At 56.8% G+C, this 16,166-nt stretch carries 19 protein-coding genes; 8 read left to right on the top strand and 11 right to left on the bottom strand.

Annotated features, from left to right (window positions below; translation table 11 throughout):
- The first annotated feature begins 18 nt into the window (after nt 1-18).
- The gene (gene entS / locus FHW04_RS06730; protein ID WP_031375427.1) at nt 19-1,269 is read left to right on the top strand and encodes an enterobactin transporter EntS; all 1,251 of its coding nucleotides are present in this window, start codon (nt 19-21) and stop codon (nt 1,267-1,269) included.
- Here the strand turns inward: entS and fepB are convergent.
- Complete coding sequence (fepB, locus tag FHW04_RS06725; RefSeq protein WP_069728790.1) at nt 1,264-2,223, bottom strand: Fe2+-enterobactin ABC transporter substrate-binding protein; 960 nt, start codon at nt 2,221-2,223, stop codon at nt 1,264-1,266. The two genes, entS and fepB, sit on opposite strands and share 6 nt — an antisense overlap.
- A gap of 177 nt (nt 2,224-2,400) precedes the next feature.
- Here fepB and FHW04_RS06720 point away from each other — a divergent pair, with 177 nt between their 5' ends.
- Genes FHW04_RS06720 through FHW04_RS06700 form a run of 5 tightly spaced genes read left to right on the top strand, consistent with a single transcriptional unit; the run spans nt 2,401 to nt 7,257 of the window.
- Nucleotides 2,401-3,579: an isochorismate synthase gene (locus tag FHW04_RS06720; RefSeq protein WP_031375429.1), complete on the top strand. Its 1,179-nt coding sequence runs from the start codon at nt 2,401-2,403 to the stop codon at nt 3,577-3,579.
- 10 nt (nt 3,580-3,589) lie between these two features.
- Nucleotides 3,590-5,206: a (2,3-dihydroxybenzoyl)adenylate synthase gene (locus FHW04_RS06715; RefSeq protein ID WP_089561302.1), complete on the top strand. Its 1,617-nt coding sequence runs from the start codon at nt 3,590-3,592 to the stop codon at nt 5,204-5,206.
- A 19-nt stretch (nt 5,207-5,225) separates the two neighbouring features.
- Nucleotides 5,226-6,080 (top strand): isochorismatase family protein, encoded by an 855-nt coding sequence (locus tag FHW04_RS06710; protein WP_089561301.1) that lies wholly within the window; start codon nt 5,226-5,228, stop codon nt 6,078-6,080.
- Nucleotides 6,077-6,835: a 2,3-dihydro-2,3-dihydroxybenzoate dehydrogenase gene (gene dhbA / locus FHW04_RS06705; RefSeq protein WP_031375432.1), complete on the top strand. Its 759-nt coding sequence runs from the start codon at nt 6,077-6,079 to the stop codon at nt 6,833-6,835. Before FHW04_RS06710 ends, dhbA begins: the two co-directional genes overlap by 4 nt.
- A 2-nt stretch (nt 6,836-6,837) precedes the next feature.
- Nucleotides 6,838-7,257 (top strand): hotdog fold thioesterase, encoded by a 420-nt coding sequence (locus FHW04_RS06700; RefSeq protein ID WP_046289155.1) that lies wholly within the window; start codon nt 6,838-6,840, stop codon nt 7,255-7,257.
- A 78-nt stretch (nt 7,258-7,335) separates the two neighbouring features.
- On the opposite strand, the gene cgtA is transcribed toward FHW04_RS06700, so the two are convergent.
- The 3 genes from cgtA to rplU form a co-directional block, all read right to left on the bottom strand.
- On the bottom strand, nt 7,336-8,508 hold the full coding sequence (cgtA, locus tag FHW04_RS06695) for an Obg family GTPase CgtA (protein WP_089561300.1): 1,173 nt from the start codon (nt 8,506-8,508) through the stop codon (nt 7,336-7,338).
- Between the two features lie 242 nt (nt 8,509-8,750).
- Nucleotides 8,751-9,008, bottom strand: a complete 258-nt coding sequence (gene rpmA, locus FHW04_RS06690; protein WP_031375434.1) for a 50S ribosomal protein L27 — start codon at nt 9,006-9,008, stop codon at nt 8,751-8,753.
- 15 nt (nt 9,009-9,023) lie between these two features.
- Nucleotides 9,024-9,335, bottom strand: coding sequence for a 50S ribosomal protein L21 (rplU, locus tag FHW04_RS06685; RefSeq protein ID WP_031375435.1), 312 nt, complete (start codon nt 9,333-9,335; stop codon nt 9,024-9,026).
- A gap of 256 nt (nt 9,336-9,591) precedes the next feature.
- On the opposite strand from rplU, the gene ispB reads away from it, so the two are divergent.
- A complete protein-coding gene (gene ispB, locus FHW04_RS06680; protein ID WP_031375436.1) occupies nt 9,592-10,563 on the top strand; it encodes an octaprenyl diphosphate synthase in 972 nt (323 codons plus the stop codon).
- A 242-nt stretch (nt 10,564-10,805) separates the two neighbouring features.
- Nucleotides 10,806-11,099, top strand: a complete 294-nt coding sequence (locus FHW04_RS06675; RefSeq protein WP_031375437.1) for a helix-turn-helix domain-containing protein — start codon at nt 10,806-10,808, stop codon at nt 11,097-11,099.
- A 69-nt stretch (nt 11,100-11,168) separates the two neighbouring features.
- On the opposite strand, the gene murA is transcribed toward FHW04_RS06675, so the two are convergent.
- The 7 genes from murA to mlaF form a co-directional block, all read right to left on the bottom strand.
- On the bottom strand, nt 11,169-12,431 hold the full coding sequence (gene murA, locus FHW04_RS06670; protein ID WP_031375438.1) for a UDP-N-acetylglucosamine 1-carboxyvinyltransferase: 1,263 nt from the start codon (nt 12,429-12,431) through the stop codon (nt 11,169-11,171).
- A gap of 67 nt (nt 12,432-12,498) precedes the next feature.
- Nucleotides 12,499-12,756, bottom strand: coding sequence for a BolA family iron metabolism protein IbaG (gene ibaG, locus FHW04_RS06665; RefSeq protein WP_010251880.1), 258 nt, complete (start codon nt 12,754-12,756; stop codon nt 12,499-12,501).
- Between the two features lie 113 nt (nt 12,757-12,869).
- Nucleotides 12,870-13,175 (bottom strand): lipid asymmetry maintenance protein MlaB, encoded by a 306-nt coding sequence (mlaB, locus tag FHW04_RS06660; RefSeq protein ID WP_089561299.1) that lies wholly within the window; start codon nt 13,173-13,175, stop codon nt 12,870-12,872.
- Nucleotides 13,175-13,813, bottom strand: a complete 639-nt coding sequence (mlaC, locus tag FHW04_RS06655; RefSeq protein WP_031375440.1) for a phospholipid-binding protein MlaC — start codon at nt 13,811-13,813, stop codon at nt 13,175-13,177. The genes mlaB and mlaC overlap by 1 nt, the downstream gene beginning before the upstream one ends.
- Before the next feature lie 16 nt (nt 13,814-13,829).
- On the bottom strand, nt 13,830-14,375 hold the full coding sequence (gene mlaD / locus FHW04_RS06650) for an outer membrane lipid asymmetry maintenance protein MlaD (RefSeq protein ID WP_031375441.1): 546 nt from the start codon (nt 14,373-14,375) through the stop codon (nt 13,830-13,832).
- A 4-nt stretch (nt 14,376-14,379) separates the two neighbouring features.
- On the bottom strand, nt 14,380-15,162 hold the full coding sequence (gene mlaE / locus FHW04_RS06645; protein ID WP_031375442.1) for a lipid asymmetry maintenance ABC transporter permease subunit MlaE: 783 nt from the start codon (nt 15,160-15,162) through the stop codon (nt 14,380-14,382).
- Nucleotides 15,163-15,166: 4 nt separating this feature from the next.
- On the bottom strand, nt 15,167-15,982 hold the full coding sequence (mlaF, locus tag FHW04_RS06640; protein WP_031375443.1) for a phospholipid ABC transporter ATP-binding protein MlaF: 816 nt from the start codon (nt 15,980-15,982) through the stop codon (nt 15,167-15,169).
- Nucleotides 15,983-16,166: the final 184 nt, after the last annotated feature.

Below are 16,166 nucleotides of genomic sequence, written 5' to 3'. Positions count from 1 at the left end.
GTGCAAAAAAGCGACGTTATGAACAAACCCTCCCACTTTATCGATCTCAGCCTGCTGAAAACCCATCCCGCCTTCCGCGCCGTGTTTATCGCCCGATTTATCTCAATCGTCGCGCTTGGCATGCTGGCGGTCGCGGTACCGGTACAGATTCAACAGCTGACACAATCCCCGCTGCTGGTCGGACTGGCGGTCACGCTGGCCGGTGCCGGCATGTTTATCGGCCTGCTGACCGGCGGCGTACTGGCCGATCGCTACGAACGCCGACGCCTGATTTTGTTTGCCCGTTCCACCTGCGGCCTCGGTTTTGTCGCGTTGTGCATCAATGCCCTGCTGCCCGCACCCTCGGTGATCGCGGTGTTTGTGCTGGGCCTGTGGGATGGCTTTTTTGGCGCGATTGGCGTCACCGCGCTACTGGCCGCCACCCCGGCGCTAGTGGGGCGCGAAAATATCATGAAAGCGGGCGCTATCACCATGCTGACGGTCCGCTTTGGTGCGATCCTGTCGCCGGCGATTGCCGGACTGGTGATCGCCCATGCTGGCGTGGTCTGGAACTACGGTCTGGCGGCGATCGGCACCTTACTGACGGTGCTCACCCTGCTGCGACTGCCAACGCTTGCCCCGCCACCACAACCGCGTGAACATCCGCTGACCGCGTTATCCGCCGGGATCGGGTTTCTGTTCGCCAGCCCGATCGTCGGCATGGCCGCGCTGGTTGGCGCGCTGGTGACCTTAGCCAGTGCGGTGCGGGTACTCTACCCGGCGCTGGCTCCGCACTGGCAGGTCGGGCTGGAGCAACTGGGGCTGATGTATGCCGCCGTGCCACTCGGGGCGGCGGTCGGTGCCTTAACCAGCGGCCGGCTGGCACAGTCGTCGCAGCCGGGTCGATTGATCCTGGCCAGTGCCATTGCCGCCTTTGTGGCGCTGGGCCTGTTCAGCCTGATGCCGTGGTTCAGCCTGAGTCTGGTCTGCCTCGCCGCGTTTGGTTATTTCAGTGCTATCAACAGCCTGGTGCAATATGCCCTGATCCAGACGCTAACGCCGGATGCGCTGCTTGGGCGGATCAACAGCCTGTGGACGGCGCAGAATGTTACCGGTGATGCGCTTGGCGCGGCGATGATCGGGGCGATGGGGTCACTATTGCTGCCGCAGCAGGCGGCAGGCCTGCTGGGTCTGGCCGCCACCGTGCTGGGCGTTGTGATGTGGCTGCTGATGGCGCGTTTGCGCCGTTATCAACCGCCTGCACATGGGCAGGCAGAAACAGCATCATGATTTAGCGAACAGCGCCTCCAGCCGGTTCAGCAGATTGGTGGCGCTGTAGTAATCCAGACGGAAGGTATCCAGCCCCAGCGCATAGACCGCTTTGCTACGCACCGCGGGCGTCTGGGCCAGGAAAGGATTCTTCATCACCTGCTCTGCTGTTTGCGGCTCGGCGGCAAACAGCAGATACGAGTGGCCATTCAGCCCGGCAGCCAGATTTTCCCCTGACAACTGAATAATGTCTTTACGCTGCCCCATGCTGTGACCGTGCTGCATGTCGGCAGGTGGTGTAGCCAGGGTGAACCCCAGCTGCTGCAGCAATTTGCCCTGCGCGGATGCCTCAGTCCACAGATTAACTGCGCGACCGTCGCCGTTCCAGACCATGGCGGAGACCGGCTGCGGCGGCAGCGTCAGCGCTGAGCGGAGCGCTTTTTCACGTGCATCGAATGCGCTTACCCGGGCAGCGGCTTGTGCTTCATGGCCGGTTGCTTCACCCAGCAGCGTTACCAGCTGCTGCCAGCTTTTATCGTCGTAGTTGATCACCAGCACCGGCGCGATGGCGGACAGCTGATCGACCAGTTTGATCGCTGAGTCATTGCCGGTGGCACTGACCACAATCAGGTCCGGCGCTTCCGCCGCAATCGCTTCGGCACTCGGCTCGCCAATATAAAGGCGTTTTACGCCGCGCTGTTTTGCCACCTCACCCCACTGACGGAAGAAACCCTGCCCATCGGCCAGCCGGCTGTTGGGTGCCGTTGCGCCGCTGGCGATCACCGGCGCATCTATCGCCAGAAGCGAACCGGTCAGGGTGACGCTGGTCGAGACAATGCGGGTCGGCGCCTGGGATAACGTCACACTGCCTTTTGCGCCCGCCACCGTGCGCGGCCAGCCGTTCTGTGCCGTCGCCGCGAAACTGATACAGAAGAAAAACAGCGCTATCGCCGCCTTTACACCACGTTTAGTCATAAATTTCAGTCCACTTTTATACTGGCTATTTGCCCTGCTGTTTGTGCTGATTTAGCAGGAAAACGCAGCCGAAACACCGCGTATTTATTGACACTTCCGGCTAATCAACGTAGGTTACTGGGCCACAATACAAATGATAATCATTATTAATTATCTTATCATTTATAGGTGAAAATTATGGTGGAATCGTTGACGTTTGAACATCCCTTGTTGCAGGATTTCTCCGCGTTGTGCCGCGGCTTCCTGTTTACTTCTCCCTGGAAAAGCCTGACCACGCAGGGCTGCTTCACCACGCTGACCACCCCGGTAACTGCGGGTGATGTGCTGACAGGGGATTTTCAGCAACAATTGCAGCACCATTTCGCCTCAGCCAGAAAACAGGGTATTACCCACCCTATTCTGGTCGGCGCGATCCCGTTTGACGTCAATCAGCCATCGGCGCTGTTTATCCCCGAATCGTATCAGACCTTTAACCGCGCCGATCTGCATGCGGTCACCTCACCGCCCGACTCTGCCTTGCCGCAGGTGCGTCGCCGTACGGCGGTGCCGGATCATGACATTTTCACCGATATGGTGGCGCAGGCGGTAGCCGCAACGCAGCGTGGCGATCTGGATAAAGTGGTGCTGTCGCGACTGATGGATATCACCGCTGAACAGCCAGTGGATACCGCGGCGCTGATGCAGCGCATCGTGGCGCAGAACCCTAACAGCTATCACTTTCATCTGCCGCTGCCGGAAGGGGGTTCGCTGGTCGGGGCCAGCCCGGAATTAATGATCCGCAAACAGGGTCGGGATTTCAGCTCCTGTCCGCTGGCCGGATCGGCCCGCCGTGATGCCGATCCGATCCGTGACCAGGCCGCAGGCCAGAGCCTGATGCGCTCGGATAAAGATCGCCATGAACATAAGCTGGTGACCGATGCGATGCGCCACACGCTGCAACCGCGCAGCCGGACGCTGTCGGTGCCGGAGGTGCCGTCGCTGATCACCACCGCAACCTTATGGCATCTCGCCACTCTGATTGAGGGTGAAGTGCTCGACCCACGCGAAAATGCACTGTCGCTGGCCTGCCTGCTGCATCCGACGCCGGCACTGAGCGGCTTCCCGCATCAGCGCGCCCAGCAGCTGATACAGCAACTCGAACCGTTTGAGCGTCAGCTGTTTGGCGGCATCGTCGGCTGGTGCGATGACCAGGGCAATGGCGAATGGGTTGTGACGATTCGCTGCGGCACGGTCAATGGGCCACGCGTGCGGCTGTTTGCTGGCGCGGGTATCGTTGCTGACTCACAACCAGAATCAGAATGGCGTGAAACTGGCGTCAAACTTGACACCATGCTTCGCGCTTTTGGACTGCAATAAAGGAACCTGTATGACCATTTCCTACAGCCGCTGGCCTGACGATCTGGCCGCGCGTTACCGCGAAAAAGGCTACTGGCTGGATTTGCCGATGACCGATATCCTCGAACGCCACCAACAGAGCGACAGCGTGGCGGTGATTGATGGCGATCGGCAGTTCAGCTATCGTCAGCTGGCCCGCTTAAGTGACAACCTGGCGGCGGCGTTGCAGCGTCGTGGCCTCAAACCGGGTGATACCGCGCTGGTGCAGCTCGGCAACGTGGCCGAATTTTACCTGACGCTGTTTGCGCTGTTTAAAATTGGCGTCGCGCCGGTTAATGCGCTGTTCAGCCATCAGCGTACTGAGCTGACGGCTTACGCCAGCCAGATTGCGCCCCGCCTGCTGATTGCCGATCGCAGCCATACGCTGTTTGCCGATGACGGTTTTATCAGCCAGCTGTGCCGCGATCATGACTCGCTGCAGCAGGTGATCCTGCGCGGTGACGGTCAGGCTGAAAACAGCCTTGAGGCGCTGCTGGCGGAAACGGCGGGCGATTTCGTCGCTACGCCGACCGCCGGTGATGAAGTGGCCTTTTTCCAGCTTTCAGGCGGCAGCACCGGCACGCCGAAACTGATCCCGCGCACCCATAACGACTACTATTACAGCATCCGCGAAAGTGATGTTATCTGTGGAGTGACCGCCGACACCCGTTATCTGATCGCCCTGCCCGCTGCGCATAATTTTCCGATGAGCTCACCGGGCGCGCTGGGGGTCTTCTACGCGGGCGGACAGGTTATTCTGGCGGCCGATCCCAGCGCTACGCTCTGCTTCCCGCTGATTGAAAAGCATCAGGTAACCGATACCGGTCTGGTCCCGCCAGCCGTCAGTCTGTGGCTGCAGGCGATTCAGGAATGGGGCAGCAATGCCGCACTGGCTTCGCTGCAACGCATTCAGGTCGGTGGCGCGAAGCTGGGCGAAACCCTGGCGGCGCGCATTCAGTCAGAGATAGGCTGCAAACTGCAGCAGGTGTTCGGCATGGCTGAAGGTCTGGTGAACTACACCCGGCTCGATGATGATGAAACCACCATTCTGACCACGCAGGGCCGCCCGATCTCGCCGGATGATGAAGTGTGGGTGGCCGATGAACAAGGCAATCCGCTGCCGACCGGCGCCATTGGCCGTCTGATGACGCGCGGACCTTATACCTTCCGCGGCTACTACAACAGCCCGGAACATAATGCCGCCAGCTTCGATTCACAGGGCTTTTACTGCTCTGGCGATCTGATTGAGATCACCCCGCAGGGCAACATCATTGTTCAGGGGCGTGAGAAAGATCAGATCAACCGCGGGGGCGAAAAGATCGCGGCGGAAGAGATCGAGAACCTGCTGCAACGCCATCCTGATGTGATCCACGCAGCACTGGTGTCGATGAACGATGAGCTGATGGGTGAGAAGAGCTGTGCCTTTATCGTGGCCCGTCAGCCGGTGAAACCGGTGGCGCTACGTCGTCACCTGCGTGAACTCGGGGTAGCGGAATTCAAACTCCCCGACCGTATTACCTGCGTAGATGCCCTGCCGCTGACCCCTGTCGGCAAGGTGGATAAAAAACGTTTGCGCCAACAACTTGCCGATCAACAAGCGCAAGCCTGATCTGTCCGGAGATTTTTCTATGGCTATTCCAAAACTGACCTCTTATCCGCTGCCAGCCGCCACTGAGTTGCCGACCAACAAGGTAAAATGGGCGCTGGAGTCGGGCCGTGCGGCACTGCTGATCCACGATATGCAGCGTTATTTCCTCAACTTCTGGGGCGAGAATAGCCCGCTGGTGGAGCAGGTAGTCGACAACATTGCCCGCCTGCGCTGCTACTGCAAAGCGCAGGGGATTCCGGTGTTCTATACCGCGCAGCCGAATGCGCAGAGCGATGAAGATCGTGCGTTGCTCAACGACATGTGGGGCCCGGGCCTGAATAAGCATCCCGATCAGCAGAAGATCGTGGACGCGCTGGCACCGGATGCCGACGATCATGTGCTGACCAAATGGCGCTACAGCGCCTTCCATCGCTCGCCGCTTGAGTCGATCCTGCAGGAGATGGGCCGCGATCAGCTGATCATCACCGGCGTCTATGCCCATATCGGTTGCCTGACCACCGCCACCGACGCGTTTATGCGCAACATCCAGCCGTTTATGGTGGCGGATGCACTGGCGGATTTCAGCCGCGACGAGCATATGATGGCGCTGACCTACACCGCTGGCCGCAGTGGCAAAGTAGTGATGACCGCCGACCTGATGCCGCTGCCGCTGAGCAAAGACGATCTGCGTGCGCTGATTCTGCCGCTGCTGGAAGATGACGACGTGCCGGAAGATGATGAAAACCTGATCGATTACGGTCTGGATTCGGTGCGGGTGATGGCGCTGGCGGCGCGCTGGCGACAGGTGCACGGCGACATCGACTTTGTCAGCCTGGCCAAAAATCCGAGCATTGATGGCTGGTGGGCATTGCTGTCACGGGAGCCTGCGCAATGAGCCATTCGTTCGACTTCAGCGGAAAAATTGTCTGGATAACCGGTGCCGGCCAGGGAATTGGCTATCATACCGCGCTGGCGTTTCATCAGGCAGGTGCGCAGGTTGAAGCTTTCGATCAGCGTTTTCACGGCCACGACTATCCGTTTCCCTGCCATACGCTGGACGTGTCCGATCCTGACCAGGTGAAGACGCTCTGCCAGCGACTGCTGGCGACGCAGCCGCGTATTGATGTGCTGGTGAACGCGGCCGGTATTCTGCGGATTGGCGCGACCGATGAGCTGTCGTTTACCGACTGGCAGGCCTGCCTTAACGTCAATGCCGGTGGCGCGTTCAACCTGTTTCAGCAAACCCTGCCGGTGTTCCGGCAGCAGCGGGCGGGCGCAATTGTCACTATCGCCTCCAACTCAGCGCACGCGCCGCGTATTGGCATGTCCGCCTATGGCGCCTCAAAAGCCGCCCTGCGCAGCCTCTGTTTGACGGTGGGTCTGGAGATGGCACCGTATGGCGTTCGCTGCAATATCGTCTCGCCCGGTTCAACCGATACCGATATGCAGCGCAGCCTGTGGCATACGCCGACCGGTGAGCAGGAGATGATCGCGGGCTTCCCGGATCAGTTCAAACTCGGTATCCCGCTAGGAAAGATCGCACAGCCGCAGGAAATTGCCGCTAACGTGCTGTTCCTCGCCTCCGATCTTGCCAGCCACGTCACCTTACAGGATATCGTGGTGGATGGCGGCGCAACCCTGGGAGCCTGATCATGTCAACGATCTGGAAACGATCTATCGATCTTGATGCCCTGAATGCGCTGGGGGAGAACTCGCTGGTGGCACATCTGGGGATCATTTTTACCGTAATCGGCGAGGATTATCTGGAAGCGACCATGCCGGTCGATGCCCGAACGCATCAGCCTTTTGGCCTGCTGCACGGTGGCGCATCTGTGGTACTGGCGGAGTCGATGGGATCGATTGCGGGCTATCTGGCCGTTGAGGAAGGCAGCAGCGTGGTGGGCGTGGAAGTGAATGCCAGCCATCATCGTGCGGTATCAAGCGGGTTGGTACGCGGCATTTGTCGTCCGCTGCATCTGGGCAAGCGCAGCCAGAGCTGGCAGATTGAGATTCGTAACGGTCGCGATCAGCTGTGTTGCAGTGCCCGGCTGGGCGTGGCGGTAATGAGCTAACGCCGGTGTGATGCTCCCCTTTCAGGGCGAAAAGGGAGCATCGCGCATCAGCCGCGATTCGGTGATGCGCGCAGAGCGTTAGCGCTGATAGATAATTTCGACGCCTTCGTCGTCTTCATCATCCCACTCTTCATCCCACTCTTCATCTTCCACTTCAACCGCGTTTTCAATGGCTTCTTTGTGGTAATCATCCCACATGAACTCCACTTTCTCCGGCTGTTTCTCTTCGAGCTCGGCTTCTTTCGGGTTGGCGTTGATGAAGCTCATCACGTCCCAGCAGAGTTCGTTGACACCGGTACGGCTGGCTGCCGAGATCAGGTAATACTTCCCTTCCCAGCCCAGCGCGTCAGCGATCGCTTTGGCGCGTGACTGCGCTTCTTCTTCGCTCAGCAGGTCAATTTTATTGAACACCAGCCAGCGCGGCTTGTTGAACAGCTTATCGCTGTATTTTTCCAGCTCGCCGAGAATGATGCGCGCGTTTTCAATCGGATCGCTTTCATCGATAGGATCGATGTCGATCAGGTGCAACAGCACGCGGCAACGCTCAAGGTGTTTCAGGAAGCGAATACCCAGACCCGCGCCTTCGGCTGCGCCTTCGATCAGGCCAGGAATATCGGCCACCACAAAGCTCTGTTCGCTGTCCATACGGACCACGCCAAGGCTCGGGACCAGAGTGGTAAACGGATAGTCCGCCACTTTCGGTTTGGCTGCCGAGACGGCACGGATAAAGGTCGATTTACCGGCATTTGGCAAGCCCAGCATCCCGACGTCGGCCAGCAGCATCAGCTCCAGCTGCAGATCGCGTTTTTCACCGGGCGTACCCATGGTTTTCTGACGCGGACTGCGGTTAACCGACGATTTGAAGCGGGTATTGCCCAGGCCATGCCAGCCGCCTTTGCCGACCATCAGTTTCTGGCCATGGCGCGTCATGTCGCCTAAGGTCTCACCGGTACCCTGGTCGATGACCCGGGTGCCGACCGGCACTTTCACCACGATATCTTTGCCACGTTTGCCGGTACAGTCACGGCTCTGGCCGTTCTGCCCACGCTCGGCGCGGAAAGACTTTTCGAAACGATAATCGATCAGGGTATTAAGGTTTTCGTCAGCGATCAGGTAAACGTCACCGCCGTCACCACCATCACCCCCGTCCGGGCCGCCTTTCGGGATATATTTTTCGCGGCGGAAGCTGACGCAACCATTACCGCCATCGCCGGCGACGACCAAAATTGTCGCTTCATCAACAAACTTCATTTTCTATCTCCGTCACACAATCGTCTGCAGCACTCTGCAAACGGGTCCGCCAGGGTCTTCTGCGCTGACCAGCGGCGGATAAATCAGGATTGGCTTTCGCCAGTGCGTACATAAAGTGTACAGCAATCTTTTGTGATGCGTTGCCTTTACGGCAACCGAGCGCAGAATGTAAAAAGCCCCGCAGCAGTTGCGGGGCCTTTAATTCGTGCGTTCAGACGTTAAACGTCTGCGTCACGACAACCTTACTCAGCAACGATGCTGATGTATTTACGGTTGTTCGGACCTTTGATTTCGAATTTTACTTTGCCGTCTGCGGTAGCAAACAGGGTGTGGTCACGACCACAACCTACGTTGTTACCGGCGTGGAATTTGGTGCCACGCTGACGAACGATGATGCTACCCGCCAGAACGGATTCACCACCAAAACGTTTTACACCCAGACGTTTTGCGTTGGAGTCACGACCATTTCGAGTCGAACCACCAGCCTTTTTATGTGCCATTTGTCAGATCTCCTCTTAGGCAGTGATGCCAGTGATTTTCACATCAGTGAACCACTGACGGTGGCCTTGCTGCTTACGGTAGTGTTTACGACGACGAAACTTAACGATCTTAATTTTCTCGCCACGACCATGAGCAACAACTTCCGCCTTGATCATACCGCCTGAAACCAGTGGCGCGCCGATTTTCACGTCTTCGCCATTGGCAATCATCAGAACCTGGTCAAACTCAATGGTTTCACCGGTTGCGATGTCCAGCTTTTCCAGGCGAACGGTCTGACCTTCGCTTACTCGGTGTTGTTTACCACCACTTTGGAAAACCGCGTACATATAAAACTCCGCTTCTGCGCTTGCCTTTTAGTTCATCAGGCGGCGCGCTAAATATTCACAATAGGGCGCGAATTCTACGCAAAACTCCAGGAGAAGACAAGAGCACTTTGCACTCTCTTGCAGAAAAAAAACACAGGCCGAACGCAAACGTTCCTCAACCAGAAAATTCAAGTACAATCAGTAACAGATTACCTGAACGCTGGCTGGGTAAAAGCACTTACCATGGCAGAGAAACGAGTCATAGCTGAAAAGACGAATGAACTTAGAACAGATTAATGAATTAACCGCACAGGATATGGCTGCCGTTAACCAGACCATCCTCGACCAGCTGAATTCAGATGTCTCGCTCATCAACCAGTTGGGCTATTACATCATCAGTGGTGGGGGCAAGCGTATCCGCCCCATGATCGCCGTGCTATCCGCACGCGCCATGGGTTACAAGGGCGATCTGCACGTTACCAATGCGGCGCTGATCGAATTTATCCATACCGCCACGCTGTTGCATGACGATGTGGTGGATGAATCCGATATGCGTCGTGGCAAAGCCACCGCCAATGCGGCGTTCGGCAATGCGGCGAGCGTGCTGGTCGGTGATTTTATTTACACCCGCGCCTTCCAGATGATGACCAGCATGGGCTCATTGCGCATTCTGGCGCTGATGTCGGAAGCGGTGAACGTGATTGCTGAAGGCGAAGTGCTGCAGCTGATGAACGTGAACGATCCTGACATCACGGAAGAGAGCTACATGCGCGTGATTTACAGCAAGACTGCGCGCCTGTTCGAAGCCGCATCGCAGGCGTCCGCGATTCTGGCTGAAGCCACACCGGAAGAGGAAAAAGCGCTGCAGGATTATGGACGCTATCTGGGTACCGCTTTCCAGTTAATTGACGATTTACTGGATTACAGTGCCGACGGTGAAACGCTGGGTAAAAATACCGGCGACGATCTGAGTGAAGGGAAACCGACGCTGCCGTTACTGCATGCGATGCAGCACGGATCGCCGGATCAGGCGAAAATGATCAGAGAAGCGATTGAGCAAGGCAATGGCCGGCATCTGCTGGAGCCGGTGCTGGAAGCGATGAATCAGTGCGGCTCGCTGGAATGGACGCGCAAGCGTGCGGAACAGGAAGCGGATAAGGCCATTGAAGCATTGAAAATCCTGCCGGAAACGCCGTGGCGCAGCGCGCTGGAGTCGCTGGCGCACATGTCCGTTCAACGCGACTTCTAATCCCTGACGGAGCCAGCCCTGGCTCCGTTTTTGTTTATCTGCTCCCACTTCTTTCACGCTTCTTTCTCTGGTTGCACCTCTTTTGCGCGGGTTCACGCAGATCTGGCTTAAGATCCAAATTTTACTGGAAACATATGGAATCTATTTGCTATAAATCCCACTAACTTTCCAGATAACATTGCAAAAAGGAAAGCCGTCGCCCGTGTGGGTGACGCAATAACACGGAAAAGGAGAACAGGTTTATGCAGAAAAGGATTGAAGACTGGCATCCCGCCGACATTATCGCCGCCTTACACAAGCGCGGCACGACTCTGGCCGCTCTGTCACGCTCGGCAGGCCTGAGTTCATCTACCCTGGCCAATGCGCTGTCGCGACCGTGGCCCAAGGGTGAGTGGCTGATTGCCGAGGCGATTGCTATCCATCCCGCGGAGATCTGGCCCAGCCGCTACTACGATGCCGATACGCATTGCCTGCTGGATCGTAAGAAACGGATCCGATCGCTGCCCGATCAACCTACCGATCACAGCGATCTTTAGTTCTTACCCGGCGAAAAAAAACCAGCTCCGGATGCCGGAGCTGGCTCATGGTCTTGCCGCAAAGCGGGATTACTCGTCGCCGCTCACGCGCTCAATGTTTGCACCCATCGCTTTCAGTTTATCTTCGATGTGTTCATAGCCACGATCGATATGATAGATACGATCGACCAGCGTGGTGCCTTCCGCGATGCAACCCGCCAATACCAGGCTGGCAGACGCACGTAAATCGGTGGCCATTACCTGCGCGCCAGACAGCGTTTCAACGCCGTGGCAAATCGCGGTATTGCTCTCAATTTCCGCGTGCGCACCCATACGAATTAATTCCGGGATGTGCATGAAGCGGTTTTCAAAGATGGTTTCGGTGATCAGGCCGGTGCCTTCCGCGACCAGGTTAAGCAGCGTGAACTGCGCCTGCATATCGGTTGGGAAACCCGGATGCGGTGCGGTGCGGACGTTAACCGCTTTTGGCCGCTTGCCGTGCATATCCAGGCTGATCCAGTCTTCACCGGTTTCGATATCCGCACCCGCGTCACGCAGTTTCGCCAGGACGGCATCCAGCGTATCGGGCTGCGTTTTATGACACACCACTTTGCCACCTGAAATGGCGGCCGCTACCAGGAAGGTGCCGGTTTCAATACGGTCCGGCAGTACGCGGTAAACTCCGCCACCCAGACGTTCAACGCCTTCGATGGTGATTTTATCGGTGCCTGCGCCGCTGATTTTTGCGCCAAGGGTATTCAGGAAGTTGGCGGTATCGACAATTTCTGGCTCACGGGCGGCATTCTCAATCACCGTCGTGCCGGTCGCCAGCGTCGCGGCGCTCATGATGGTGACGGTCGCACCGACGCTGATTTTGTCCATCACGATCAGCGCGCCTTTCAGACGGCCGTTGACTGACGCTTTAACGTAGCCCTCTTCCAGTTTGATCTCGGCACCCAGCTGCTCAAGGCCGGTAATATGCAGGTCGACCGGACGCGCGCCAATCGCGCAGCCACCCGGCAGGGAAACCTGTCCCTGACCAAAACGCGCCACCAGCGGGCCCAGCGCCCAGATCGAGGCGCGCATGGTTTTCACCAGATCGTAAGGGGCACAGAATACGTCCACCGCGCTGGCATCGACATGCACAGAACCGTTGCGCTCCACCTTCGCACCCAGCTGGCTCAGCAGCTTCATGGTGGTATCGATATCGCGCAGCTTCGGCACATTCTGGATCTCGACCGGCTCTTCAGCCAGCAGGGCAGCAAACAGAATAGGCAGCGCGGCGTTCTTCGCCCCGGAAATGGTTACTTCACCACTTAAGCGGGTGGGGCCTTGCACACGAAATTTGTCCATTAACACGGCTCTCAATTAACTAGCTAAAGGTCGGACTCGCGCACGGCGAGTTCACCAGGCTGACGGATCAGAAACCGTTGAGTTTACGGTCACGCGCCCATTCAGCGGGAGTATAGGTTTTGATGGAGACAGCATGAATGCGGTTATCCGCGATGAACTCCATCAGCGGCGCGTAAACAGCCTGCTGCTTCTTAACGCGGCTCAGCTCACCAAACAGTTCGCCGACGGCGATAACCTGAAAGTGGCTGCCATCATTGCTCATCACATGCACTTCATCTAAAGGCAATGCTGCCATCAGCACGGCCTGAATTTCACTGTTTTCCATTGCGCTTAACTTCACCTGATAATAATAAGGGAGACATCTTAGAGGAAAGCGGCTGACTCTTAAATACGCAAAAGCCCCTGTGTAAAACAGGGGCTTAGCGTAACGACCGGAAATCAGGCGCTTTTATCCGCAGAAACAATAATCTGTTGCAGATTGTAAAGGGTAATCAGCGACTGCAGTTTGTCGCTGATGCCGGCGAACCGGGGAGTAATGCCCTGGGCCCGGGCGATTTCACGCAGATGCACCAGCAGCGCCAGCCCGGAGGAATCGACCCGCTCCAGCGCGGCGACATCAATAATATCAACATTTTTGATCAGCGTGTCGCGCTGCTGCCACAGGCTGAGCAGCGTATCGCGGTCCAGCTCGCCTTTCAGTAATAGCGTGCTAGCTTCACGCTGCCAGCTTAACGATTCGCGCATTATTGCTGTTTATCCAGCGTAATCGGCTGCGCCGCGGATGATTTCAGCTGCGCGGTCAGGCCATCAATGCCTTTGGTACGTAACAGATCGCTCCACTCATTTTGCTTGGTGGTGATCATGCTGACACCTTCGGCGATCATGTCATACGCCTGCCAGTTGCCGGTCTGACTGTTCTTGCGCCACTGGAAGTCGAGGCGAACCGGAGGACGGCCATTCGGGTCGATAATCGAAACGCGGATTGCGACAATTTTAGCGTCGCCTAACGGCTGTTCAGGCTGAATCTGGTAGGTCTGACCGTGATACAACGCTAAGGCCTGGCCGTAAGCCTGTGCCAGATAATCACCAAAGGCGCTGAAGTAGGCTTCACGCTGTGCAGGAGTAGAGTCGCGGTAGTAGCGGCCCAGCACCAGTGCGCCGGCATATTTAATCTGCACATACGGCAGCAGTTCCTGACGTACGATGTCGCGCAGGTAGTTCGGGTCCTGCTTGATTTTCGGCTGCTCATTCTTAAGACGGGTAAAGGTCTTCTGCGCCGCTTCGTTCATCAGTTTGTAGGGATTGCTCTGGTCGGCTGCCGCATTGGCCGTCAGCGGCACCGCCACCACCAGCATGGCAATCATCAGTAAACGTTTAAACATAGTATACCCTCTTGTTTTAAGGTTGAGCCGGTACCGCAGGTGCGGCATTCTCGCTGCCCTGCGCATCCTTACTGTCATTATTTTGTTTGTTGTCGCCGCTCTTGTAGAGGAACTGACCAATCAGGTCTTCCAGTACCATCGCCGACTTGGTATCACGTAACGTGTCGCCATCTTTCAGCATCGACGAACCCAGTTCAGGATCGTCAAAGCCTAAGTTAAGCGCCAGAAATTGTTCCCCCAGCAATCCTTGTGTCCGGATCGCCAGCGAACTGGTGTCTGAAATTTTATTAGCGTACTGATCGCTGATGTCCATGGTGACACGCGGCAGCAGCGTTTTCGGTTCCAGTTCAATATCGGTTACCCGGCCAATCACCACGCCGCCAATTTTTACCGGCGAACTGGCTTTCAGGCCGCCAATATTGTCAAAGGTCGCGTAGAGCTTCCACGTCGGCTCGGTGCCCATCGACTTTAAATCGGCGACGCGCAGCGCAAGAAACAGCGCAGCCAGTAACGCCATGATCATGAAAATGCCAACCCAGATTTCGCTTTTTTTGCTTTGCATTGCATCAATTCCCAAACATCAGTGCTGTCAGCACAAAATCCAATCCGAGCACCGCCAGTGACGCGTGCACCACGGTGCGCGTCGTCGCGCGACTGATCCCTTCAGAGGTTGGAATCGCATCATAGCCGTTAAACAGCGCTATCCACGTTACGGTGATAGCAAACACCGCGCTTTTAATCAGGCAGTTAACGACATCGGTACGAAAATCAACGGCATTCTGCATCGCCGACCAGAAGAAACCAGGATCAATCCCTTTCCAGCTCACGCCGACCAGCGCCCCACCGGCGATACCCACCGCGGTGAAAATCAGCGTCAGCAGCGGCATGCTGATAAAACCGGCCCAGAAACGCGGCGACACCACCCGTCGTAACGGGTCAACCGCCATCATCTCCATACTGGAGAGCTGTTCGGTGGCTTTCATCAGGCCGATTTCGGCGGTCAGCGCGGACCCGGCCCGTCCGGCGAACAGCAGCGCGGTCACCACCGGTCCCAGTTCACGCAGCAATGACAGCGCCACCAGCATACCGAGACTGGTTTCTGCGCCGTAAGTGGTTAAGACCAGGTAACCCTGAAGGCCAAGCACCATGCCGATAAACAGACCGGAAACCACGATGATCAGCAGCGACAGCACGCCGACGCTATACAGTTGCTTAATCAGTAGCGGCGTGTGTCTGCGGAACGCTGGTTTGCCCACCAGCGCATGAAACAGCATTAATCCTGCGCGGCCAAAACTGGCGCACGTTTCAATTCCCTGACGTCCAAATGTCGCCAGCGCCTTCAACACCATCAGTTTAGTTACTCCCTGAGCCGGTTAAATCAGCGAGATAGTCGCCGGCAGGAAAACGGAATGGAACCGGACCATCCGCTTCTCCATCAATAAACTGGCGGACACGCGGATCGTTGTTTTCTCGCAGTTCCGGCGTGGTGCCGTGTGCGATAATTTTCTGCCCGGCCACGATATAGGCGTAGTCCGCAATACTTAATACTTCCGGTACGTCGTGCGACACCACAATACAGGTCAGTCCCAGCGCGTGGTTAAGTTCATCAATCAGCTTAACCAGCACGCCCATGGTAATCGGGTCCTGTCCGACAAAGGGTTCGTCGAACATAATCAGTTCAGGTTCTAAGGCAATGGCACGCGCCAGCGCAACGCGCCGCGCCATTCCGCCCGACAGCTCAGCTGGTTTCAGCTGGGCGGCGCCACGCAGACCGACCGCTTCCAGCTTCATTAACACCGTACTGTGCAGTAACGGAGCCGGCAGGCGGGTGTGTTCACGCAGCGGCCAGGCGACATTTTCATACACCGTTAAGTCGGTAAACAGCGCGCCTGACTGGAACAGCATGCTCATTTTTTTACGCGCCTCATACAACTTAGCGCGAGATAATGACGGGATGTTTTCGCCACGGAAATAGATTTCGCCACGGGTCGGCTGAAGCTGACCCCCAATCAAGCGTAGCAGAGTGGTTTTACCGATCCCCGAAGGTCCCATTATCGCTGTCACTTTGCCTTTCGGTACGGTCAACGAAATGTCATCGAAGATTTGGCGATCTCCGCGCGAAAAACTCACGCCACGAACCTCGACCAGATTCGTCTGCTGCTGGATCATTATTACCTCTTGTAAGGATCGGGCGTAAACATGGGTTACGATGGTAGCCTGTTCGGTCCTGATTCACGATAGCTTTACAGAAACTTACCGCTAACATTTGGCGAAAACGGCCATTAAATTTACTTTTGCCTTTCAGACGGTCAAAATCAGCGCCTGTTATATCGCACAGAACCTGAAACCCGCC

Origin of the sequence: Pantoea sp. AN62 (assembly GCF_050432985.1) — a bacterium.
Classification (GTDB): domain Bacteria; phylum Pseudomonadota; class Gammaproteobacteria; order Enterobacterales; family Enterobacteriaceae; genus Pantoea; species Pantoea brenneri.
The sequence above is the reverse complement of the archived record's forward strand: the minus strand, read 5'-3'. Positions and strand labels throughout refer to the sequence as shown.